Here is a 21,078-nt window from a genome sequence, read left to right on the forward strand (position 1 = left end):
GATCATCTCAGACTTCGGCCGGAATGATCGCCAGGAGCTGCGTCGGCGGCTCGAGCGCGTCCACGATCGTGTCACCCTCGAGCCACAGTCCCCCGGCCCGGCACACGAGCGCGGCGGCCGCCTCGACGGGGCAGGGCAGCAGCGCCCCGCAGGCCCCGCACCGCGAGGGGTCGTCGGGATCCCGCTCCAGGTGCCGGGTCTGCAACTCGGCGGCAGTGGTGACGAGAACGCTGTCTGGATCGAGACGCAACATGCGCAGATCGTGCCGACGGGCGGCGTGACCGGTCCGCGAAGAAACGGGTGATCCGCCCTTTCACCCTGCGCTGCAGGCCACCCGCTCCGGGCCGCCCGGGTTCCGCTCCGGACCGCCCGGCCTCCGCTACGGGCCGCCCGGCAGGAAGTAGGACGCGCCGAAGGACACCAGCACCGCGGCCGCGGCCACCACGCCGATCAGCAGCAGCTTCCCGGTCGGGCCGAGGCCCCGCCGGCGGGGCGGGCGCAGGCCGCGCCGCACGCGTTGCACACGGGCCGCGCGCACGGCACGGCGCTCGACGTCCCGGGCCCACTCGGGGTCCAGGCTCTCGAAGGGATCGCTGCTCACGGCGTCCGAGTATGCAGGATCCCGGGCGCCGGAGCTGTCCCCTAACCGGCCGCCTCGATGCGGTCCAGGGCGGCGTTGCGCGGCACGTGCCGGTGCAGCAGGTTCGCCTGGCCGGCGGCCAGGATCCCGGCCACCACCGGGGTCTCGGCCTTGCGGATCTCCAGGTCCGCCTCCTCGGCGGCGGCGAGCGCCAGCCGCGCCGCGACCGGGCCCGGCAGCGCCTGCCAGGCCGGCAGCAGCGTGTCGTTGATGGCGTCGTCGTACCACTGCGGCACGGTCGGCGGCGGCAGGTGCCCGGAGCGCCAGCGGCGCACGAGCGTGAGCGCCCAGCGGTCCCAGAAGGCGAGCTGCGCCAGCACGGTCGCGGCGCTCCAGCCGGGCGTCACCGGTTTGCGTAGACCCTCGTCGCCGAGGGATTCGATGAGTGCAGTCAGCCGTTGCCGCGCCGCGGCGTTCTCGTCCAGGGGTACCCGCTCCACCCACTCCACGGTACGGACCACGGCACCGTCCCGCATGATCAACTAGACCCTGACGCGAGGGCCGATTCCCGCCAGCGCACAGCGTTTCACGGGGGCACGCTGAGGGCATGTTCACTGTTCACGCGATCGACGCCGAGACCCTGGAATCCGTTCGCCGCACCGGCCGCGACGCCTCCGGCAACGCGCCCGAGCCGTGGCCGGCCGAGGGCGGCGAGCCCGTGCGCTGCTGCCTGCGCGACGCCGAGCCGGGCGAGCGCCTGCTGCTGTTCGGGTTCGACCCGAAGCTGCCGCCGGACAGTCCCTACCGCGAACTGGGCGCCGTCTTCGCCCACGCCGAGCCGTGCGCGGGGCCGGCGGCGACCGGCTACCCCGAGGGCTGGCGCGGCCGCCCGCAGGTCCTGCGGGCCTACGACGCCCGCGGCTGGATCCACCCGTCGACCCGCACCCACGACGGCACGAACCCCGAGGCCGAGCTGGCCGACATCCTGGCGCATCCGGAGGTCGTGCGCGTCGACAGCCGCAACATCGCCTACGGCTGCTACATGTTCACGGTGACCCGCTGAACGGGCCGGTCACCTCGGGCCCCGGTCGCGAGCGACCGGGGCCCGAGGATCATGCACGCACGTTATGAGCAGGTCACCGCCGGCACGGCGTTGGTGCCGTTCCACGACGCCAGGAAGCCGAACGTGGCCGGCGGGGTGGCGTTCCACGACGCGGGGGTGACGGTCACGCTCGCCCCGGACTGGCTCACCGTGCCGCCCCAGAGCTGACTGATCGTCTGGCCGTTGGCGAACGTCCACTTGACCGTCCAGCCGGGCTTGGTCCCGGCCACGCTCACCTCGCCCTGGAACCCGCCCGGCCAGCTGCCGACGATCTTGTACGTCGCCGTGCAGGCGCCGGCCGGCGGCGGGCTGGTGGAGGCGCTCGCCGACGGCGACGCGGACGGGGACACCGACTTGGACGGCGACACGGACGGAGACGCGGACGGGGACGCGGACGTGACCGACGGCGAGGCCGAGGACACCGTGCCGCCGAGGCCGGTCACGATCGCGTTGTAGGCGGTCGGCTTCTTCGCCAGGTTCTCGTCCCACGGCAGCGCCGCGCCCTGGCCGGAGAACGTCGAGGGCACCCACGAGTACTTGTCGGTGTAGTCCCAGATCGTGATGCCGACGCAGCGGGTCACCGCCACGCAGGCCTTCACCACGTTGTTGTAGTACGTGGCCTGGGTGGCGTCCTTGGTCGCGTCCCGCGGCAGGACCATGCGCACGTCCAGCTCGGTGATCGCCACGTCGACGCCGAGGTCGGCGAAGCGCTGCAGGTTCGCCTGCATGTTGGTCGGGAAGCCGTACTGGATCGCCAGGTGCGCCTGGAAGCCCACGCCGTCGATCGGCACGCCCTGGGCCTTGAGCGTCTTGACGAGGTTGTACATCGCGTCGGCCTTGGCGCCCTGGCCGTCGGTGTTGTAGTCGTTGATGTAGAGCTTCGCGTCCGGGTCCGCCGCGCGGGCGGTGCGGAACGCGTCGGCGATGTAGTCGCTGCCCATCGCCGTGTAGAACGGCGAGGTGCTGCGGAACGTGCCGTCGTCGTTGAAGGGCTCGTTGACGACGTCCCAGGCGAAGACCTTGCCCTTGTAGTGCGCGGCGACCTGGGTGATGTGGTTCTCCATCGCCGCCTGCACCTGGGCCGCGGGCAGCTGCGAGACCCAGCCGGGCAGCTGGTTGTGCCACAGCAGGGTGTGCCCGCGGACCTTCATGTTGTGCGCCTGGGCGAACGTGATGACCGCGTCGCCCTTGGTGAAGCTGAAGGAGTTCTGGGTCGGCTCGGTGCTGTCCCACTTCATCGCGTTGCCCGGGGTGGTCTGGCCGAACTCGCCGCCGCCGAGGATCGCGGTGTAGGCGGTGTCGGTCAGCTCCGGGTTGTCGGTGGCGGAGCCGAAGTACCGGCCGCCGGCCGCGGCGAGCGACTGCAGGGTCTGCGTCGCCGCCTCGGCCCGGGTGATGACGAACGTGAAGGTGCCGGCGGCCACGAGCGCGGCCGCGCCGGCGATCAGTGCGCGTCTCATGACGAAACCCCCGCGAGGTGATCCTTGATGCCCTGGCCGAACGCGGTCGCGGTGCCGTTGTAGTTGCTGATGAGCGACGGGCCGCTCGAGCAGTCCCAGGTGTTCCAGGTCCAGCCGAGGTAGCCGATCCCCTTGCCGTCGGCCCAGTTCATGAGCGTGTCGACGAAGCCGTGCGAGCAGTCGTTCTCGCCGATCTCGGTCAGCGACAGCGGCACCTGGGCCGCCACCGGGGCGAGCTGGCTGTCGTAGCAGGAGGTGTTGGAGCAGGTGTTGAAGTTGTAGATGTGCGCGAACGCCGCGATGTTGTTCTGCGGGTCGGTCGGCTTGTACTGCAGCCACTGCGTGAGGTCGTTGGAGTACGCCAGGCCGCCGATCATGATGACGTTCGTGGCGCCCGTCGCGCGCACGGCGTTGACCAGCGACTGGAAGCCCGCGACCGAGTAGCCGATGCCGTTGCAGGTGCCGCCGTCGCGCCAGCAGGCCCAGCCGGTGCTCGCGCTGCCGGTGGCCCGCTCCGGGTACGGCTCGTTGAACAGGTCGAAGATGACCGCGTCGTTGCCCTTGAAGGCGTTGGCGACGCCGGTCCAGAAGCTCGGGGCGTACTGCGCGTCCGGCATCGGCTTCTGGCAGGTCGCCTTGACGTCGGAGCAGCCGGCCGACGGGCCGGTGTACTGCCCGTAGTTCCAGTGCATCTCCACGATCGGCGTGATGCCGTTGCTGACGAGGAGGTTGACGTAGGCCTTGACCGCGTTCTGGTAGTTGGCCCCGCCGTAGGCCGCCTGCACGTTGCTCGTGCCGACCCAGCACTCCTCGTTCAGCGGCACCCGCACGGTGCGGATCTTCCAGGTGCGCATCGCGGTGATGGAGGCCTGGTCCATCGGCCCGTCCCAGATGCCGTTGCCCTGGATGCACGCGAACTCGCCGCCGGAGCGGTTGACGCCCAGCAGCCGGTACGTGGACCCGGTGCTCGTGACCAGCTTGTTGCCGCTCACCTTGAGCTTCGGGGCGGCCCCGGCCGGCGGCGGCGACACGGACACGGACGGGGACACCGACGGGCTGGCCGAGGCGCTCTTCGACGGGCTCGGGGAGTTCGTCGTGGTGCCGTTGCAGGTGACGCCGTTGAGCGTGAAGGCGGCCGGCTTCGGGTTGGAGCCGGTCCACGATCCGTTGAAGCCGATGCTGGTGCTCGCGCCGGTGGCGAGGGCGCCGTTGTACGACAGGCTGGCGGCCGTCACGTTCGCGCCGGACTGGGTGTAGGTCGCCGACCAGCCCTGGTCGACGTGCTGCCCGGCGGCGAAGGTCCAGCCGAGGGTCCACGACGACACGGCGTCGCCGAGGTTCTTGACGGTGATGGCGGCCGTGAAGCCGCCGGGCCAGTCGCTGGTGGTGTACGTGACCTGACAGCCCGCGGCGGCCTGTGCCGAGGTCGGCAGCAGGACCGCCCCGGCCGACGCGAGCAGCAGGCCGCCGGCCACCGCCAGGGTGGTTGTGCGGTACCGCATGTGGGCTCCTTGGGAAGCTTCTCGGATGGCGGTTGGAAGCGCTCCCATCCTTCGCCGCACCCCGGGGCAGTCAAGCGCTTCGACACGTTTGTCCCCGTTGTCCGAGACGAGGGCTGAAATTTCCACCGATGCGATTCGGAGCGTATGCTCCGTTTCCATGGAGCTTGTCGATCGATTCCTGGCCGCCGTCGTCTCACCCGACCCCGGAGCCCTCGCCGACTGCTACGCCGAGCGCGTGGTCATCGAGATGCCGTTCGCCGTGCCCGGGCTCATGCCGGCCCGGCTGGAGACGACGCGGGAGGAGCTGCGGACCCGCTTCCGCGCCGGCACGGCGGTGCGCCGCTACACGGACCTGTCGAACGTGCGCGTGCACGAGTGCGCCGACGGCTCGACCGTCGTCGTGGAGTACGACGTCAATGGTCTGATGCACGCCACCGGCGAGCGCTTCGTGCTCCGGTTCGCGATGGTGATGACGCTCGAGGACGGGCTGATCGCCCACACCCGCGACTACGCCGACCCGATCGCGGGCGCACGGGCCCTCGGCCGCCTGCCGGAGCTCGTCGCGACCCTGGGCGGCCGAGCGTTCTAGGAGTCGAGGTCCTTGCGGATGTCCTCGAGGATCTTCGAGGTGTCCATGGGCGGGCGGGCCTCGACGCACAGCCGCTCCATCGCCTCCGCGTAGAGGTCGACGTCGTCGCGCTTGTCGAGGTAGAGCGCCGACGTCAGCTGCTCGATGTAGACCACGTCGGGCAGGTCGTCGTCGGGGAAGCGCAGCAGCGTGAACGCGCCGCCGGCCGCCGCGTGGCCGCCCGCGTTGAACGGGATGACCTGCAGGCGCACGTTGGGCAGCGTGTTGTTGATCTCCAGCAGCGCCTCGATCTGCGCGCGCATGACGTCGTTGCCGCCGATCGGGCGGCGCAGCGCGGCCTCGTCGACGACCATCCAGAGCTTCGGCGGGTCCGGCCGGTGCAGGATCTGCTGGCGCTGCATGCGCAGCTCCACCCGCCGCTCGATCTCGTCCTCCTTGGCCCGGCCGTGGCCGAGCAGGACGACCGCGCGGGCGTACTCCTGCGTCTGCAGCAGCCCCGGCACGAACTGCACCTCGTAGGTGCGGATGAGCGCCGCGGCCGCCTCGAGCCCGAGGTAGGAGTGGAACCAGCTGGGCAGCACGTCGCCGAAGCGGTGCCACCAGCCCGGGTTGTTGGCGTCACGGGCCAGCGCCAGGAGGCGCGAGCGCTCCTCGGGGTCGTCGACCCCGTAGAGGGAGAGCAGGTCGGCGACGTCGCGCTCCTTGAAGCCGACGCGGCCGAGCTCCATCCGGCTGATCTTCGACTCCGACGAGCGGATCTCCCAGCCGGCGTCCTCCCGGGTCACCCCCTGAGCCTCGCGCAGGCGCCGCAGATGGGCGCCCAGCAGCATCCGGAGGACCGTTGGGCCTCCGGACGCTCCTCCTTCAGTTAGACCGGTCGTCACCGTGCTGCCTCCGGGACCGTCATGGTCGAACAGTCGCGAGCCGCGAGCCTCCCCCGCGACCGGAGTAAGCATGCCATGACCCGACAGTAAGCGGGAGTGGGCTCGCTCGGGACGGCGGCGGCGAGCCTGCTCGATCTTCGTGCGCGGATTACTCAGCCGCTAACAGATTGTCGAAGTCACCGTCGCCGGCGCCGCCGAGGAAGGCGGCGATCTCCTCGTAGGTGTAGATGAGCGCCGGCCCCTCGGGGTCGCGCGAGTTCCGCATGGCGAACCCGGCTCCCCCGGGCAGGCGGGCCAGCTCGACACAGTTGCCGCTGGGGTTGCTGCGGCGGCTCTTCTGCCAGGTCACACCGGGGAGGTGGCCGGCCGGCATCCCGTTGTACGTCTGCTCCATCGACATCTCTCTGACGACCTTGGCTGAAAGTTCACCAAGCACCCGGCATCTGCACGTGCATCGGCTCTTGCTTCTGCAGCCGATAAAGCGCATGCTAGCGCATGTGCGGATGTCAGGGGTCGCTCACAGCAGGTGATCAAAACCAGACATTCGGACCCAAATGATCGGGTGACTTCCCCAGCTGCGATCTGAAGGGACGAGCGCATGGATCCCCTCGCCTTCATGGCCGGCGCGGCCGCGGCGGCTGGGGCGTGCGCGGCTCTCCCTCTCTACGTGCGCGCGCGACGCGCGGAGCGCCTCGCGGCCCGGCTCGGCGCCGAGCTCGAGATCGAGCGCCACGCGGCCAGCCACGACCCGCTCACCGGCCTGCCCAACCGCCGCGCCTTCTACCAGCGCGGCACCGTGCTGGTCGCCGACCGCGGGCAGCACCCCCTGGTCGCCGTCGTCCTCGACGTCGACGGGTTCAAGCAGATCAACGACGTGTTCGGACACTCCGCCGGCGACGAGGTGCTCGTGACGACGGCCCGCCGCCTGAACGCGTACACCGACGGCGGGCTGGTGGCCCGGCTCGGCGGCGACGAGTTCGCGGGCCTGCTCCCCGGCGGCTCCGGCAGCGCGCAGGAGCAGGCCGACCGGCTCGCCGAGGCCCTCGCGGCCCCGATGCGGCTGGCTGGCCAGGTCGTCACCGTGAGCGTGTCCGTCGGGCTCGTCCCCGTCGAACCCGACGCACACCTCGCCGACGCCGTGCACCGCGCCGACGCGGCCATGTACCGCTCCAAGGGCACCCGCCGCCGCACCCACGCGGCCGCGCCCCCGCTCACCGTGCACGCGGCCGCCCGCCTCGGCGACCACCAGCACCTGGTGCACACCACGCTTCGCATCGGCAAGCCCCGCGACACCACCTCCCCCCGTCCGTCCACGGCGACGTGAAGGATTCGCAATGGAGCTCCCAGACCTCGTCCGCCAGCGCCGCCGTCACCAGCCGCGCCCGCGCGGGTGGCTGGCCGCCAAGCTCAAGCGCGGCGAGCTGTGCCGCGACTGCGGCCGCCCGTGGCCGTGCGACGAATACGTGACGGCCCGCAACTCGGTGCTCGTCTACGCCCTGCGCCGCCTCGAGGTCGTCCGGCCCGGGAGCCTTGGGTGACGTCCGCGGCCCACATGCCGGCCCGCCCCGAGTGGCGGTGCACGGGATGTGCCGACCCGTGGCCGTGCGCGGCGAAGCGGGCCCAGCTCGTCGCCGAGTACGCGGACAATCCGGCCGAGCTGCGCACCCTCATGGCCCTGCGGGTCGCCGACGCGGCCGAGGACCTGCGCCAGTTCGGGGCCGAGCAGCTCTGGCAGCGCTTCCTCGGCTGGACCCCGGCGCCCGGCCAGGGCCCGGTCATCCGCTGGGTGGCGAACCCCCCGCTGGGCGGCGACCGGCGCCGCCCGCCGGCCCGCCAGCAGATCGACCCCCGCACCAGCGGCACGGCCGCCCAGGCCGCCGCCGCCCAGGTCTCTACGCTGCCCGGGCCACCACCGGGTAGTGGTCCGAACCGGATTCCGCCGCAGCGCCGGTCACGACGCGGCACTCGGTGAAGCGGGCGGCGCTCGCCGGCGTCGCCCACAGGTAGTCCAGCCGCATCCGCGTGAACTCGGCGCCCCCGCCGCCGGAGGTCGGCACCGTCCAGCCCGCCCCCGAGCCGCACCGGCGGAAGAGGTCCACGAGCCCCCGCCGGGCCAGCAGCGCCGTCGCGCGCACGTCGGGCCGTCCGCGAACGAGGTGGCGGCGGCGGTACTGCGGTGCCAGCGCCGACAGCCGCGCCTCGTGCGAGTCCCAGGGGTCGAGCGTGTTGAGGTCGCCCAGCAGCACGCCCTCGCCCCGCCGCCGCAGGAACGCGGCCAGCCATCCCGCCTCGGCGAGGCGCACCCGGCCCCAGTAGGGGCACAGGTGCGCGGACACGAGCGTCAGCGGCCCGAGCGGCGTGGCGACCCGCACCCAGGCCGCCGCGTGGAAGAACGGCCGGGCGATCCGCCCGGCGCCGAGCACCCGCAGGTGCCGCGCGACCAGCAGCCCGACCGGCTGCCCCCGCCACGAGCGCGCCACGACCGGCCGCATGCCGGTCAACGCGCCCAGATCCGGCTCCCCGCGCAGTTCCTGCACCGCGACGACATCCGGCGACTGCGCCGCGATCACGCGCCCGATCTGCTCCAGCCGCCCGGCGCCGCCGAGTTTGATGTTGTACGTCATGAGCGTCAGCGACATATCGTGCCCTCGTGAATCATGCAGTACAGCCGGCCGTGCAAGCAGCCACGGACGCCCTGCGCGACGCCCGCGCCGAGGCCACCCGCACCCTGACCGACCTCATCCGGATCCCCAGTGTGGGCGGCACGCCCGAGGAAAGCGAGATCGTCCACCGCGTGGCGGACCTCCTGCGGGCCGAGGGCGTCGAGCTGGACCTGTGGCGGATCCCGGTGCCGGAGCTGGAGTCCCGCGCGGACTTCCCGGGCATGGAGGTGGCGCGGGCCGAGGCCTGGGGCCTGGTCGCGCGGATCGGCGGAACGGACCCGGACGCCGGGTCGCTGATGCTGAACGGCCACCTGGACGTGGTACCCCCGGGAGATCCCGGCACCTGGTCCACCTCGCCGTGGTCGGGCGACATCCGCGACGGCCACGCCTACGGCCGCGGCGCCTGCGACATGAAGGGCGGATTCGTCGCCGCGCTCCACGCGTTCCTGGCCATCCACCGCACCGGCACCCGCCCGCGCGGCGACCTGCTGCTGGCCGCCGTGATCGGCGAGGAGGACGGCGGCCTGGGCACCTACGCGGCCCTGGACCGCGGATGGCGCGCCGACGCCTGCGTGATCACCGAGCCCACGGCCCTGGACGTGCTGGCCGCGAACGGCGGCGCCCTGACCTTCCGCCTGCGGGTGCCCGGCCTGGCCGCCCACGCCTGCGCCCGGACGTCCGGCGTCAGCGCGGTGGAGAAGTTCCAGCTGATCTTCCCGGTGCTGCGGGCGCTGGAGGCCACCCGGAATCGCCGGGTGGACCCGATGATGCGCCGGTGGGACATCGCCTACCCGCTGGAGGTGGGGACGGTCCGGTCGGGCGACTGGGCCTCGACGGTGCCGGACCTCCTGGTCGCGGAGGGCCGCTTCGGCGTCGCGCTGGACGAGCCGGTGGACAGCGCCCGGGCCGAGTTCGAGTCCACGGTGGCCGAGGCGTGCGCGCAGGACCCGTGGCTGCGGGAGCACCCCGTGACCGTCGAGTGGTGGGGCGGGCAGTTCGCCAGCGGCCGCTGCCCCGACGGCACCGGCCTGGTGCAGCGGGTCGTGGAGACGCATCGGACGCTGACGGGCGCCGAGCCGGCCGTGGTGGGCGCCCCGTACGGCTCCGACCTGCGCCTGCTGACCGCCGCCGGCGTCCCGTCCGTCCAGTTCGGCCCGGGCGTCGGCTACGGCCACTGCCCGGACGAGCGCGTCAGTCTGGAACAGGTCCACGCCTGCGCCGAGACGCTGGTACACCTAGCGCTGAAGGTTGGCCACGCAGCGTAATTCTTTCGAGAGTTCGAGCATTCGAGGGTGCGGAGCCATTGACCCGTTGCTGTTAAGACAGTTAACTAAAAAGCCGGGTCGGCCATCCGATCGGTTGATTGCATATATCGATGGTCTTCATATAGTGATGGGTATGACTGGCTTACCGTTACGCGAACCGACGTTCCTGGTCTTGACCGCCTTGGCAGCCGAGTCACAGCACGGCTACAGCATCCTCGACGATGTCCGGCGCATCTCGGAGGGCCGGGTGCGCCTGCAGGCCGGGACCCTCTACGGCATCCTGGACCGCCTCAGAGCCGACGGCCTGATCGAGGTGGACCGCGAGGAGGTCGTGGCGTCGCGACTGCGCCGCTACTACCGGCTCAGCGGCATCGGCCGGGACCTGCTGAGCGCCGAGACCCTGCGCCTGCACCGGAACGCGGCCGCGGCCGACCGAAGACTGCACCTGGCCTCCGGCGAGGCTGCCGCGTAGAAGCGCCGGCCCCACCGTGCACACGGTGGGGCAGCAGCCGCGCCGCTAGCGCCGGGCGCCGAAGACCCCGGGCGTCACCCCGACGTGGCGCTTGAAGTGCCGATGCAGGTGCGCCTGGTCGTGAAACCCGGCTTCGGCCGCGGCCTCGGCCGGCTTCCGTCCGGCCAGCAGCAACCGGCGGGCCAGCTCGATCCGCCGGCTCACGAGGTACCGGTGCGGCGCCAGCCCGAACGCGTCAGTGAAGGTCCGGACCAGATGCCCGGGATGGCTCCCGAGCAGCAGACCGGCCTCCCGCAGCGTGATCCCCTCGGCGAGCCGGTCCTCGAGCAGCTCCCGCAGCCCCTCGGCCAGCCGCCGGGGCCGGGCCGGGTCCTCCCGGTGCCGCCGGTCGAGGTGCGCCAGCAGCCGCGACCGGATCAGCGCCAGCCGGCTCTCCGCCTCGAGCTCCTCACCGGCCCGGCCGAGCGCCTCGTGCAGCTGATGGATGCGCAGCCGCAGCGCCGCGTCACGCAGGCCGGACGCGTCGACGGCCGCGCCGGCCAGGCCGGACGGCAGGACCGACAAGTCCAGGTAGACGACCCGCTTCTGGAACCCGTCGTGGGTCGCCGCGCGCCCGTCGTGCGCCACCAGCGGCGGCAGCAGGGTCACCGAGGACCCGGCCGCCCCGCGCCGGTGCCGGTCGAGATCGAACCGGATGGCCCCGGAGTCCACGATCAGCAGCGTCCAGACGTCGTGGACGTGCGGCGGGTACGCGTGATCGACGAAGTGCGCGTGGAAGACCTCGGCCACCCCGGGCACCCGGGGCCGCCACGCGGCCACAACTTCGACGCCCACGTGCACAACGTACAAGCCACGGACCGCCGCGGCGGCAAGGCTCGGCCCATGACCTTCACCACCAAGATCGCCGTCCTGCTGCGCGACGACCTGCCGACCTGGCAGCGCCTGAACGTGACCGCCTTCGTGATCTCCGGAGTCGCCGGCACCGAGCCCGGCCTGCTCGGCGAGGACTACGAGGACGCGGACGGCACGCGGTACCTGCCGATGCTCGGCCAGCCGGTCATGATCTTCGAGGGCGGCGCGGCGCTGCTGCGGCAGGCCCACGCGAGGGCCTTGGATCGGGCCTTGGATCGGCCCGTGGCCTGCGCGATCTTCACCGACGAGCTGTTCAAGACCGGCAACGACGAGGACAACCGGGCCGCGGTGCGAGCCGTGCCGAGGCAGGCGCTGTCCCTGGCCGGCCTGGCGGTCCACGGCCCGAGGAACGCCGTCGACAAGATCCTCAAGGGCGCGCGACTGCACGGCTGACGTGCCATTTCAGCGGTACGTCAGCGACGACACCGATCCTTCCTCCCATGGACACGACTCCCCTGCACCTCCAGCTCCCGCCGGAGGCCGCCCCCGACGCGATCATCGAGCGGCTGCCGGTGCGCGACCTGCTCGACCGCCTCCCCCCGGGCCGCCGGGCCGTGCTGGTGCTCCGCTACGTCTGCGACCTCTCCATCGAGCAGACCGCCCGGACCCTGGGCTGCAGCACCGGCACGGTGAAGAGCCAGTCCGCACGCGCCTTGGCCACGCTGCGCACACAGGCGGCGCGGGCCGGGCTCTGAATTTTTTGTCGTACCCGGGTGCCAGGATGCCGGCATGTACTTCGTGGAGCGCGGTTACGGAGTTCCTGTCCTGGCGGTGCACGGCTTCACGCCCGACCACCGCCTGATGCTCGGCTGCCTGGAGCCGATTTTCGACCGGATACCGGGCTACCGTCGCCTGTATCCGGACCTGCCCGGCATGGGCCGCACGCCCGGCGACGGCATCGACTCGTCGGACGACGTGCTGGCCGCCCTGGACGCCTTCGTCACCGAGCACATCGGCACCGAGCCGTTCCTGCTGATCGGCGAGTCCTACGGCGGCTACCTGGGCCGCGCGGTGACGAGCCGCCGCCCGGACCAGGTGCGAGGCCTGGCCCTGATCTGCTCGATCGGCACCGCGGTCGAGCACGCCAAGCGCACCGTGCCCGAGCACGCGACCCTGCGCATCGACCCGGACCTGGACGCCGACCCCGGCTTCACCGAGATGGCCGTGGTGCGCACCGCCGCGGCCTACGAGCGCTTCAAGGCCGAGGTGCAGCCCGGCCTGGACGCGGCCGACGAGGCCACCCTGGCCCGCATCCTGCGCCGCTACGCCCTGTCGACGGAGCCGGAGTCAGGCCCCCCGTTCACGAGGCCGGCGCTGATCCTGTGCGGCCGGCAGGACAGCACAACCGGCTACGAGGACCAATACGCACTGCTCCCCCACTATCCGAGGGCAACGTTCGCAGTCCTGGACGTGGCCGGCCACAACCTGCAGTTCGAGCAGCCAGAGCTCTTCGAGGCCCTGCTGACGGAGTGGATGACGCGCACCACCACCGGCTGAAACTCCCAGCCCCACCGTGTACCCGTCGCCCACAGCGACCGCAACATGCCGAAGCCGGGGCTGCCCTAGTGAGTACGGCCCCGCAGGAAAGGCACCAACGCTAGGCGGCCCCGGCTTCGGCATGTTCCCCTAGGTGTGGGCGACGGGTACACGGTGGGGCAACACCCCCATCGGCACCCAGAGCCCCCGCCGGAGGCGCCCCTGTCCCTCATGTCCCTCATGAAGTCGGAAATGGCAAACGCACCCCCGCGGAGCCGACACAAGCGCACCCCACCCGCCGGAGGTGAAGGTTTGCGCCGAACCCGCTCGGGAACGGGCAAGCGATGAGCGGCGACTCCGCACCCGGTCGATGGCGCGCCATCAGCGTAGTGCTGGTGGCCGGCTTCATGACGCTGCTCGACGTCAGCATCGTCAACGTCGCGCTGCCCTCGATCCGGTCCGACCTGGGACTCAGCTCCGGCGCCCTGCAGTGGGTGCTGTCCGGCTATGCGCTCACGTTCGGCCTGCTGCTCGTGCCCGCCGGCCGCTTCGGGGACGCGCGGGGCCGGCGCAATGTGTTCATCGCCGGGCTCGCCGCCTTCACGCTGGCCAGCGCCGCCGCCGGGCTGGCCACCACGGCGCTCTGGCTGGTGGTGGCGCGGCTGGTGCAGGGAGCCGCGGCCGGAGTCGTGAATCCCCAGGTCTCCGGGCTGATCCAGCAGCTCTTCGCGCCGGCCGAGCGGGGAAGGCCGTTCGGGCTCCTGGGGGCCACCGTCGGAGTATCCACCGCCGTGGGTCCCCTGCTGGGCGGCCTGCTGATCCAGATCTTCGGGGCGTCCGAGGGCTGGCGCTGGATCTTCTACATCAACCTGCCGATCGGCATCGTCGCGATCGTGCTGGCCGCGAAGTGGATTCCCGGGCGGGAGGAGCCCGGGCAGCGCGAGACGCTCGACCCGATCGGCGTCGTGCTGCTGGGCATCGGCGTCATGCTGTTGCTGCTGCCGCTCGTGCAGGAACGCGAGTGGCACGGCGCGGTGAAGTGGCTGCTGGCGGTGGCGGCCGTCGCCGTGCTCGCCGGGTTCGTGGCCTGGGAGCGGCACTTCGGCCGCCGCGGTACGTCGGTGATCGACCTGGACCTGTTCCGGGTCCGCTCCTACGGCCTGGGCTCGCTGCTGGGCCTGTGCTACTTCGGCGGCTTCACCTCGATCTTCTTCACGTACACGTTGCTGCTCCAGAGCGGCCTGCACTACTCGGCGCTGGAGGCCGGCCTGGCCACCATCCCGTTCGCGCTGGGCTCCGCGGTCGCCTCGGCCGCCGGCGGCCGCACCGTGAACCGCTTCGGCCGGCCCCTGGTCGTCGCGGGCCTGCTCCTGGTGGTCGGCGGCCTCGGCGGCACGGTCTACGCGCTGCACCTGGTGCCCGGGCACGGCGCCGGGTTCGCCACCGCGATGCCGCTGCTCGTCGCCGGAATCGGCAGCGGCCTGGTGATCAGCCCAAACCAGACGCTGACCCTGGCCGAGGTCCCGGTCCGCCGGGCCGGCAGCGCGGGCGCGGTGCTCCAGACCGGCCAGCGCATCGGTACCGCGGTCGGCATCGCCGCCGTCGGCGCCGTGTTCTTCAACCAGCTGGCGAACCACGACAACAACTGGGCACGGGCCTTCCAGGCCTCGCTGCTCGTGACGATCGCCTTCGTCGTGGCCGCCCTGATCGCCGCGACGATCGATGTGGTCGCGGCCCACCGGCAGCGCACGGCCCCGGCCGGGGAGCGAGGCGCGCCCGGCGACATTCCCGGCGACATTCCCGGAGACCAGGAGCACGAGCGCTGACGCACGGAGCAGCAGCCCCGGCGACCGGTCAGGAGCACGCGCAGCGCGGGCGCCGGCACGGCCTCGCCGCCGTGGCCATCGGCCGGCACCGCGGCATCCGGCCCGGCACCGGCGGCATCCGGCCCGGCACCGTGGCGACCGCGCGGGCGGCGTGAAGCCGTGCCGGTGGCGGTCAGCTCCGGTCGAGGGCCGGGGTGCGCACGGCGGCGGCGCTCGCGGCGACGAGCAGCGCCAGCAGGGCGGGCAGGGCCAGGGCCACCGGCAGCGGCACGGCCTGGGTCGCCGCGCCGATCAGCACCGGGCCGGCCAGGAAGCCCGCGTATCCCATGCTCACCGCGACCGACAACGCCCGCGCCGGCTGCGACGGATTGCGCGCGGTCGCGGCCGAGAACACCTGCGGGGCCACGCAGGACAGCCCGGCGCCGAGGCAGGCGAAGCCGGCCACGCCCGCGTACCGCTCGTCGATCAGCAGCGCCACCCCCAGACCCGCGGCCGCCAGCAGCCCGCCGAGGCGGACCAGGTTCGCCGGCCCGAGCAGCACCGTCAGGCGGTCCCCGACCAGGCGGCCGGCGGTCATGGCGATGGCGAACGCCGCGTACCCGGCGGCCGCGAACCCAGCGGTGCCGCCCAGGTTGTCGCGAAGGTAGACGGCGCTCCAGTCGGCCGCGGCGCCCTCGCCGACGAGGGCGCAGAAGGCCAGGGCGCCCAGGAGGTACACCCCGTCGAGTCGCCCGGTGCTCACGTCGCCGGTCGCGTCCGCCTCGGGCTCGGGCGCGAGCCAGCGCAGCGCCCACGCCGCGAGCCCGACGGCCAGCGCGGCGACCAGCAGGAACGTGCCCCGCGGCGACCAGCCCAGCTGCGCGCACAGCCCGCCGAGCGCGGCGCCGGCGAACCCGCCGATGCTGTAGACGGCGTGGAACGAGGAGATGATCGGCCGGCCGTACGCCCGCTGCACCCCCAGCGCGTTGGCGTTCATGGACACGTTGAGGATGCCGTGGTTGACGCCGAACACGAGCAGCGCGACGGTGAGCAGCGGCAGCGACGGAGCGTAGGCGGCGGGGAGCAGCAGCGCCCCCTCCAGCAGCGCGGCCGGGGTCGCGACGCGCACGCTGCCGAACCGGTCCACGAGCCGGCCCGCGCCCAGCTGGCCCACGATGGCGCCCGCGGCCAGGCCGAGCAGCGCCACGCTCAGCCGCCAGTCGTCCAGGCCCAGCCCGTGCTTGATCGCGGGCACCCGGGACGTCCACGCCCCGAGGGTGCCGCCGAAGAGCAGGAACAACAGGCACCCGGCGACGCGCGCACGGCGGAGCTGAACTGGCACCAGCGCACGCTACCCTGCCCGCGGCCACCGCGCGCACCCTAATTCCGCGTCGCGAAAAAACCGACCGCCGCCAACACCGCCGCCGTCAAACGTTGACGTCCTCAAGACCGCCGCCGTCACGTGGGACCCGAGCCGCGGCGAGGCCTCGCGACTCACGCGGGCGTCGCGGAACCGCGAACGGCATCGCGGCCGCGGCGGGGCCGGGCGGCTCACGCGCGTCGCCGGGGAGAGTCGCGGCGCGGCGGGGCGGGGCGGGGCGGGGCGGGGCGGGGCGGGGCGGCTCACGCGGACGTCGCCGACAGGCGGAGCGCGCCGGAGCGAGTCGTGACGTGGCCGGGCGCCCCGTGGGGTGCCGATCGGGCGGGTGGCGGGGCCGCGGCGGGGTTGTTCGAGAATGTGGCATGCGTTTTGGCATCCTGGGGCCGCTCGAAGTCCTCGATGACGACGGCAACGCCGTCGCGGTCGGCGGTCCCAAGCCTCGGGCGCTGCTCACCCTGCTGCTGCTCGAAGCCGGCCACGTCGTCCCCCTGGAGCGGCTCGGCGGCGAGAGTCCCAACGCGCTGCAGGCCCAGGTCTCCCGGCTGCGCAAGGCGCTGCCCGGCGGTCTCGTCGAGTTCGTCGCCGGCGGCTACCGCATCGACGTCGACCCCGAGGACGTCGACGCCCACCGGTTCGGCGCCCTGGCGCGGGAAGGCCGGCAACGGCTCGCGGCGGGCGACGGGCGCGGCGCCGCGGCCGTCCTGCGCGCCGGGCTGGCGTTGTGGCGCGGCCCGGCCCTGAGCGACCTGGCCGGAGCCGCGCAGGCGGTGCCGCTCGAGGAGGCTCGGCTCGCCGCCGTCGAGGACCTCGTCGAGGCCGAGCTCGGGCTGGCCGAGGGCACCCCCGTCGGGCCCCTGCGCCGGCTCGTCGCCGAGCATCCGTTCCGGGAGCGGCTGCGGGCCCAGCTGATGCGGGCCCTGCACGCCGGTGGGCGCACGGCGGAGGCGCTCGAGGTGTTCGACCAGGGGCGGCGGCTGCTCGCCGAGGAGCTGGGGACCGATCCGTCGGCCGAGCTCAGCGCCGTACACCTGCGGCTGTTGCGGCCCGAACCGGCGGGCCCGGCCCGGCGGGGGGCTCCGGCGCCGCTCACCCGCATCGTCGGGCGCGGGGCCGAGCTGGAGCGGATCGCCGCGCTGCGGGACGCCCGGCTCGTCACGCTCGTCGGGCCGGGCGGCGCCGGGAAGACCCGCCTCGCCGTCGAGGTCGCCACGGCGGGCGCCTGCTTCGCCGACCTCTCCACCGTGCACGACGGGAAAGCCGCATCCGACCGGCAAGCCGCGTCCGACCGGCAAGCCGCGTCCGACCGGCAAGCCGCGTCCGACCGGCAAGCCGCGTCCGACCGGCAAGCCGCGTCCGACCGGCAAGCCGCGTCCGACGGGGAAGCCGCGTCCGACGGGGAAGCCGTGTACGACAAGCAAGCCGTCTCCGACAGGCAAGCCGCGTCCGACCGGCAGGCCGTACCGCACGCGGTGGCGGCCGCGCTCGGGCTGCGCGACGGCGGGCTCGCGCCCGCGGCCGCGACCGATCCCGTGCGGCTCATCGTCAACGCCGTGGGCGAGCAGGAGCTGCTGCTCGTGCTCGACAACTGTGAGCAGGCGCTCGCGGCCTGCGCCGCGCTCGCCCGGGCGCTGCTCGCCGGGTGCCCGCGCCTGACCATCCTGGCCACCAGCCGGGAGCCGCTCGGGCTCACCGGGGAGGCGCTGGTGCCGGTCGGGCCGCTGCCCGCCGACCCGGCCGTCGCGCTCTTCGCCGAGCGGGCCGCCGCCGTGCGCCCGGGCTTCGCGGTCGGGCCCGGCAACGCGGCGGACGTCGCCGGGATCTGCGCGCTCGTGGACGGGTTGCCGCTGGCCATCGAACTCGCCGCGGCCCGGCTCCGCCAGCTCGACCTCGCCGAGCTGGCGGCGCGCCTCGCGCAGCACGAGCACTTCGCGCTGCTCTCGCGCGGGGACCGCACCGCGGCCGACCGGCACCGCACCCTGCACGCCGTCGTCGACTGGAGCTGGCGGCTGCTCGGCGCCGGGGAGCGCTCGGCCGCGGCGCGGTTCTCCGTGTTCGCCGGCGGCGCGAGCCGCAACGCCGCGCTCGCCGTGTGCGGGATCGAGGAGGACACCCTCGCCGATCTGGTCGATCGCTCGCTGCTGGTCGCGCGCGACGGGCGGTACCGGATGCTCGAAACGATCCTGTTGTTCTGCCGCGAACGGCTCCCGGCCGAGGAGCGGGACCGGCTCCAGCGCGCCCACGCCGAGTATTTCCTCGCGGTCGCCCGGGAGGCCGACCCGCATCTGCGCCGCGCCGAGCAGCTCACGTGGCTCGCGGCCCTCGCCGCCGACCACGAGAACCTCATGGCCGCGCTGCGCTGGTCCGCGGCCGCCGACCGGCCGGCGGCGATGCGCCTGACCGCCGCCCTGGCCGCGTACTGGTGGCTGGCCGGCCGCCGCCACGAGGTCGCCCCGATCGCGGCCGCGCTGCTGGACGGCCCGATCGAGGGCCTGGAGGAGGAGTACGTCAGCTGCGTGGTCCACGCCGAGTCGCACGCCTCCACCGAGCACCGCCGCCGCGCGGGCGAGGTGATGGCCGCCCTCGACCGCCCGCTGCGCCATCCGTTCGGCGCCGCGGTGTGGGGCATGGTGCGCGTGCCGGGCGTCGGCCCCGACCCGAACCCGGTCATCCTCTCCGGCGACCCCTGGAACCAGGCGCTGCAGGACCTGGGGCTGGCCCTGCTGGCGGTCCTCGGCGGCCACCCCGACGAGACGCAGCTGCTGGACGTCCTGGCCCGGTTCCGCTCGCTGGGCGAGCGCTGGGGCATCGCCCAGGCCCTGGACTGGCTGGCCCACCTCGCCTCCTGGCGCGGCGACCACGCCCTCGCGCACGAGCGGTGGGCCGCCGCCCTGACCGCCCTGGAGGCGCTGGGCGCGGTGCAGGAGGCCGCCGACGTCCTGTGCCGCCGCGCCTTCGACCACCTCCGCCAGGGCGATCCGGCCGCGGCCGAGGCCGACTTCCGCCGCGCGGCCGGCTCGCCGTCCGCGGAGCTGGGCCTGGCCGAGGTCGCCCGCCACCGCGGCGACCTGGAGGCGGCCGCCGCGCACCTGAGCCGCGCCGGGCACGAGACCCGCCCGGGCGACCCCGGCGCCGTCTACGTCCGCGCGAGCGTCCTGACCGCCCAGGCTCGCCTGGCCGAGGCGGAGCACCGTCTCGGCGACGCCGCCCGGCGGCACGACGAGGCGTGGGCGGCGGCGCAGCGGGCCCCGCTCGCGTCGAGCCTCGCCGACGTGCTCGAGGGCCGCGCGGGCCACGCCGTGCTGACCGGCGACGCGCGGGAGGCCGCCCGGCTCCTGGGCCGCGCCACGGCCTTGCGCGGCACCGCGGTGGCCGGCGACCCGGACGTGACCCGCACCGCGGCGGCCGCGACGGAGCACCTCGGCGCGGACGCGTTCGCCGCGGCCTATGCCGGGGGCCTGCGCGGCGATGCCCGGTGACGGTGCGGAGCCGGGCGGCCACCGATCCGCGATGAGACCGGGGCCGGTCCAAATCCATCGATCGTTCTCGCAGTGAAGCATTTAACATCAACTTCATGGCACCGTCAGCAGCGCAGCAATTCGCCGAGATCAGCACGCCCGAACCCCCCGGGCCGCCCCGCATCCTCATGCGGCAGGCGGTCGTGCTCGGTGGCAGCATGGCCGGGCTCATGGCCGCGCGGGTCCTGTCCGACCACGCCGAGCAGGTGCTCATCATCGAGCGCGACCCGACCGAGGGCACCGGGCCCCGCCCCGGCGTGCCGCAGGGCACCCAGGTGCACGCCCTGCTGCCGGCCGGGCAGACGCAGCTGGACCGCTGGTTCCCCGGCTTCAGCGAGGGCGCGGTCGAGGCCGGGGCGCCGGACTACGGGCGCACCGACGGCCGGGTGTACATCAACAACAGGCTCCGCGAGGTGCCCGACCCGCCCCCGCAGCGCCCGATCCTCATCACCACGCGGCCGTTCCTGGAGTCGCAGGTGCGCCGGCGGGTGCTGGACCTGCCGAACGTGACGATGGTCTTCGGGCGGGCCGAGAACCTCGTGTTCACCGAGTCGGCCGTGCGCGGGGTGCGGTACGTGCCCGAGGGCGCCGAGGAGGTCACCGAGATCGCGGCGGACCTCGTCGTCGACGCGATGGGCCGCTCGAGCCGGCTCAACGACTGGCTGGAGGAGCACGGCTGGCCGCGGGCGCCGATGCAGCGCATGCCGATCAAGCTCAACTACGCCTCGGCGCTGTTCGAGCGCGACGAGTCGGTCAGCGACGCGTGGGTGGTCATCACCCAGGAGACGCCGGGCGGCGGGCGGGTCCCGCGCATCGGCGGGGTGCTCTCGGTGGAGGACAACCGCTGGCTGATGCTGGTCGCCGGGTACGACGAGGATCGCCCGTCCCGCGACGCCGCCGAGTACGCGCAGCGCTGCCGCGCGTACTTCCCGTCGATGTTCGGCGACATCGCCGAGCACGGGCGGATGATCGGCGGGGTCATCACGTACCACCAGGCCGACAGCCGCCGCCGCGACTTCCACACGCTGGAGCGCCTGCCCGCCGGGCTGGTCGCGGCCGGGGACGCGGTGGCGTCGTTCAACCCGGTGTACGGGCAGGGGATGACCTCGGCCACGCTGCACGCGTCGTGCCTGTCGGCGTGGCTGCAGACCGGGCCCGACGTCACCACGACGCCCGCGAAGCCGTACTTCGACAGGGTCCGCGTCATCGTGGACGCCGCGTGGCAGGTGTCGACCTTCGCCGACCTGGGCCTGCCGCACATCACGTCGGGGCAGCCGCGGGGGTACCGCGTGATCCGCTGGGCCAGCGACCTGCTGCTGCGCGCGTCCATGAAGGACGAGCCCACCTGCCGGCGGCTCAACAGCGTGACGGCGATGGAGCAGCACCCGGCGGCGCTGGCCAAGCCGGGCGTGGTGCTGCGGGCGCTGCGGCTGCGGCTGCTCGGGCGGGTCTAGCCGAACGCGGGCGCGAAC

The 21,078-nt window shown here is 73.6% G+C and carries 23 protein-coding genes; 13 read left to right on the top strand and 10 right to left on the bottom strand.

From position 1 onward, the window contains the following. Window positions 1-7: 7 nt before the first annotated feature. From AC6JBM_RS32035 to AC6JBM_RS32045, 3 genes are all read right to left on the bottom strand, one after another. Window positions 8-253 carry a hypothetical protein gene (locus AC6JBM_RS32035; RefSeq protein ID WP_433615220.1) on the bottom strand — a complete coding sequence of 82 codons (246 nt, stop codon included), beginning with the start codon at window positions 251-253 and terminating at the stop codon, window positions 8-10. Between the two features lie 126 nt (window positions 254-379). Further along, window positions 380-601, bottom strand: a complete 222-nt coding sequence (locus AC6JBM_RS32040; protein ID WP_497977753.1) for a hypothetical protein — start codon at window positions 599-601, stop codon at window positions 380-382. Between the two features lie 41 nt (window positions 602-642). Next, entirely contained in the window at window positions 643-1,080 is a 438-nt protein-coding gene (locus AC6JBM_RS32045) for a DinB family protein (RefSeq protein ID WP_497977754.1), read from the bottom strand. A gap of 107 nt (window positions 1,081-1,187) precedes the next feature. On the opposite strand from AC6JBM_RS32045, the gene AC6JBM_RS32050 reads away from it, so the two are divergent. Then, entirely contained in the window at window positions 1,188-1,643 is a 456-nt protein-coding gene (locus AC6JBM_RS32050) for a DUF1203 domain-containing protein (protein ID WP_497977755.1), read from the top strand. A gap of 62 nt (window positions 1,644-1,705) precedes the next feature. On the opposite strand, the gene AC6JBM_RS32055 is transcribed toward AC6JBM_RS32050, so the two are convergent. Together AC6JBM_RS32055 and AC6JBM_RS32060 are read right to left on the bottom strand one after the other, a co-directional pair. Next, on the bottom strand, window positions 1,706-3,142 hold the full coding sequence (locus AC6JBM_RS32055; RefSeq protein WP_497977756.1) for a glycoside hydrolase family 10 protein: 1,437 nt from the start codon (window positions 3,140-3,142) through the stop codon (window positions 1,706-1,708). Further along, window positions 3,139-4,644, bottom strand: a complete 1,506-nt coding sequence (locus AC6JBM_RS32060; RefSeq protein ID WP_497977757.1) for a cellulose binding domain-containing protein — start codon at window positions 4,642-4,644, stop codon at window positions 3,139-3,141. The genes AC6JBM_RS32055 and AC6JBM_RS32060 overlap by 4 nt, the downstream gene beginning before the upstream one ends. A 157-nt stretch (window positions 4,645-4,801) precedes the next feature. Between AC6JBM_RS32060 and AC6JBM_RS32065 the strand changes: the two genes are divergently transcribed. Continuing rightward, window positions 4,802-5,233 (top strand): nuclear transport factor 2 family protein, encoded by a 432-nt coding sequence (locus tag AC6JBM_RS32065; RefSeq protein WP_497977758.1) that lies wholly within the window; start codon window positions 4,802-4,804, stop codon window positions 5,231-5,233. On the opposite strand, the gene AC6JBM_RS32070 is transcribed toward AC6JBM_RS32065, so the two are convergent. After that, entirely contained in the window at window positions 5,230-6,117 is an 888-nt protein-coding gene (locus AC6JBM_RS32070) for a Sco1979 family transcriptional regulator (protein ID WP_497977759.1), read from the bottom strand. The genes AC6JBM_RS32065 and AC6JBM_RS32070 overlap by 4 nt on opposite strands. A gap of 148 nt (window positions 6,118-6,265) precedes the next feature. Next, entirely contained in the window at window positions 6,266-6,511 is a 246-nt protein-coding gene (locus AC6JBM_RS32075; RefSeq protein ID WP_350618298.1) for a DUF397 domain-containing protein, read from the bottom strand. A gap of 204 nt (window positions 6,512-6,715) precedes the next feature. Here AC6JBM_RS32075 and AC6JBM_RS32080 point away from each other — a divergent pair, with 204 nt between their 5' ends. The 3 genes from AC6JBM_RS32080 to AC6JBM_RS32090 are packed head-to-tail and all read left to right on the top strand — an operon-like array spanning window position 6,716 to window position 8,089. Beyond that, complete coding sequence (locus AC6JBM_RS32080) at window positions 6,716-7,441, top strand: GGDEF domain-containing protein (RefSeq protein ID WP_497977760.1); 726 nt, start codon at window positions 6,716-6,718, stop codon at window positions 7,439-7,441. A gap of 10 nt (window positions 7,442-7,451) precedes the next feature. Then, window positions 7,452-7,655 carry a hypothetical protein gene (locus AC6JBM_RS32085; protein ID WP_350618294.1) on the top strand — a complete coding sequence of 68 codons (204 nt, stop codon included), beginning with the start codon at window positions 7,452-7,454 and terminating at the stop codon, window positions 7,653-7,655. Continuing rightward, window positions 7,652-8,089, top strand: a complete 438-nt coding sequence (locus tag AC6JBM_RS32090) for a hypothetical protein (RefSeq protein ID WP_497977761.1) — start codon at window positions 7,652-7,654, stop codon at window positions 8,087-8,089. The genes AC6JBM_RS32085 and AC6JBM_RS32090 overlap by 4 nt, the downstream gene beginning before the upstream one ends. On the opposite strand, the gene AC6JBM_RS32095 is transcribed toward AC6JBM_RS32090, so the two are convergent. Then, window positions 8,010-8,756 (bottom strand): endonuclease/exonuclease/phosphatase family protein, encoded by a 747-nt coding sequence (locus AC6JBM_RS32095; protein WP_497977762.1) that lies wholly within the window; start codon window positions 8,754-8,756, stop codon window positions 8,010-8,012. The genes AC6JBM_RS32090 and AC6JBM_RS32095 overlap by 80 nt on opposite strands. A gap of 11 nt (window positions 8,757-8,767) precedes the next feature. Between AC6JBM_RS32095 and AC6JBM_RS32100 the strand changes: the two genes are divergently transcribed. Together AC6JBM_RS32100 and AC6JBM_RS32105 are read left to right on the top strand one after the other, a co-directional pair. Beyond that, window positions 8,768-10,045, top strand: coding sequence for an ArgE/DapE family deacylase (locus AC6JBM_RS32100; RefSeq protein WP_497977763.1), 1,278 nt, complete (start codon window positions 8,768-8,770; stop codon window positions 10,043-10,045). Window positions 10,046-10,217: 172 nt separating this feature from the next. After that, window positions 10,218-10,517, top strand: a complete 300-nt coding sequence (locus AC6JBM_RS32105) for a PadR family transcriptional regulator (protein WP_433085681.1) — start codon at window positions 10,218-10,220, stop codon at window positions 10,515-10,517. Window positions 10,518-10,562: 45 nt separating this feature from the next. On the opposite strand, the gene AC6JBM_RS32110 is transcribed toward AC6JBM_RS32105, so the two are convergent. Further along, window positions 10,563-11,351, bottom strand: coding sequence for a helix-turn-helix transcriptional regulator (locus AC6JBM_RS32110; RefSeq protein WP_497977764.1), 789 nt, complete (start codon window positions 11,349-11,351; stop codon window positions 10,563-10,565). Between the two features lie 48 nt (window positions 11,352-11,399). Between AC6JBM_RS32110 and AC6JBM_RS32115 the strand changes: the two genes are divergently transcribed. The 4 genes from AC6JBM_RS32115 to AC6JBM_RS32130 all read left to right on the top strand — a co-directional run bounded on the left by AC6JBM_RS32115 (window position 11,400) and on the right by AC6JBM_RS32130 (window position 14,731). Continuing rightward, window positions 11,400-11,822, top strand: a complete 423-nt coding sequence (locus AC6JBM_RS32115; protein WP_497977765.1) for a DUF2000 family protein — start codon at window positions 11,400-11,402, stop codon at window positions 11,820-11,822. A gap of 47 nt (window positions 11,823-11,869) precedes the next feature. After that, a complete protein-coding gene (locus tag AC6JBM_RS32120; RefSeq protein ID WP_497977766.1) occupies window positions 11,870-12,124 on the top strand; it encodes a sigma-70 family RNA polymerase sigma factor in 255 nt (84 codons plus the stop codon). Window positions 12,125-12,158: 34 nt separating this feature from the next. Beyond that, window positions 12,159-12,926 carry an alpha/beta fold hydrolase gene (locus tag AC6JBM_RS32125; RefSeq protein ID WP_497977767.1) on the top strand — a complete coding sequence of 256 codons (768 nt, stop codon included), beginning with the start codon at window positions 12,159-12,161 and terminating at the stop codon, window positions 12,924-12,926. Window positions 12,927-13,249: 323 nt separating this feature from the next. Continuing rightward, a complete protein-coding gene (locus AC6JBM_RS32130) occupies window positions 13,250-14,731 on the top strand; it encodes an MFS transporter (RefSeq protein ID WP_497977768.1) in 1,482 nt (493 codons plus the stop codon). Between the two features lie 172 nt (window positions 14,732-14,903). Here AC6JBM_RS32130 and AC6JBM_RS32135 read toward each other — a convergent pair whose 3' ends face one another. Then, entirely contained in the window at window positions 14,904-16,052 is a 1,149-nt protein-coding gene (locus tag AC6JBM_RS32135; RefSeq protein WP_497977769.1) for an MFS transporter, read from the bottom strand. A 401-nt stretch (window positions 16,053-16,453) separates the two neighbouring features. Between AC6JBM_RS32135 and AC6JBM_RS32140 the strand changes: the two genes are divergently transcribed. Together AC6JBM_RS32140 and AC6JBM_RS32145 are read left to right on the top strand one after the other, a co-directional pair. Next, complete coding sequence (locus AC6JBM_RS32140; RefSeq protein WP_497977770.1) at window positions 16,454-19,567, top strand: ATP-binding protein; 3,114 nt, start codon at window positions 16,454-16,456, stop codon at window positions 19,565-19,567. Window positions 19,568-19,662: 95 nt separating this feature from the next. After that, window positions 19,663-21,060, top strand: coding sequence for an FAD-dependent oxidoreductase (locus AC6JBM_RS32145; RefSeq protein WP_497977771.1), 1,398 nt, complete (start codon window positions 19,663-19,665; stop codon window positions 21,058-21,060). The last annotated feature ends 18 nt before the right edge of the window (window positions 21,061-21,078 follow it).

This window comes from Dactylosporangium thailandense (assembly GCF_059739745.1).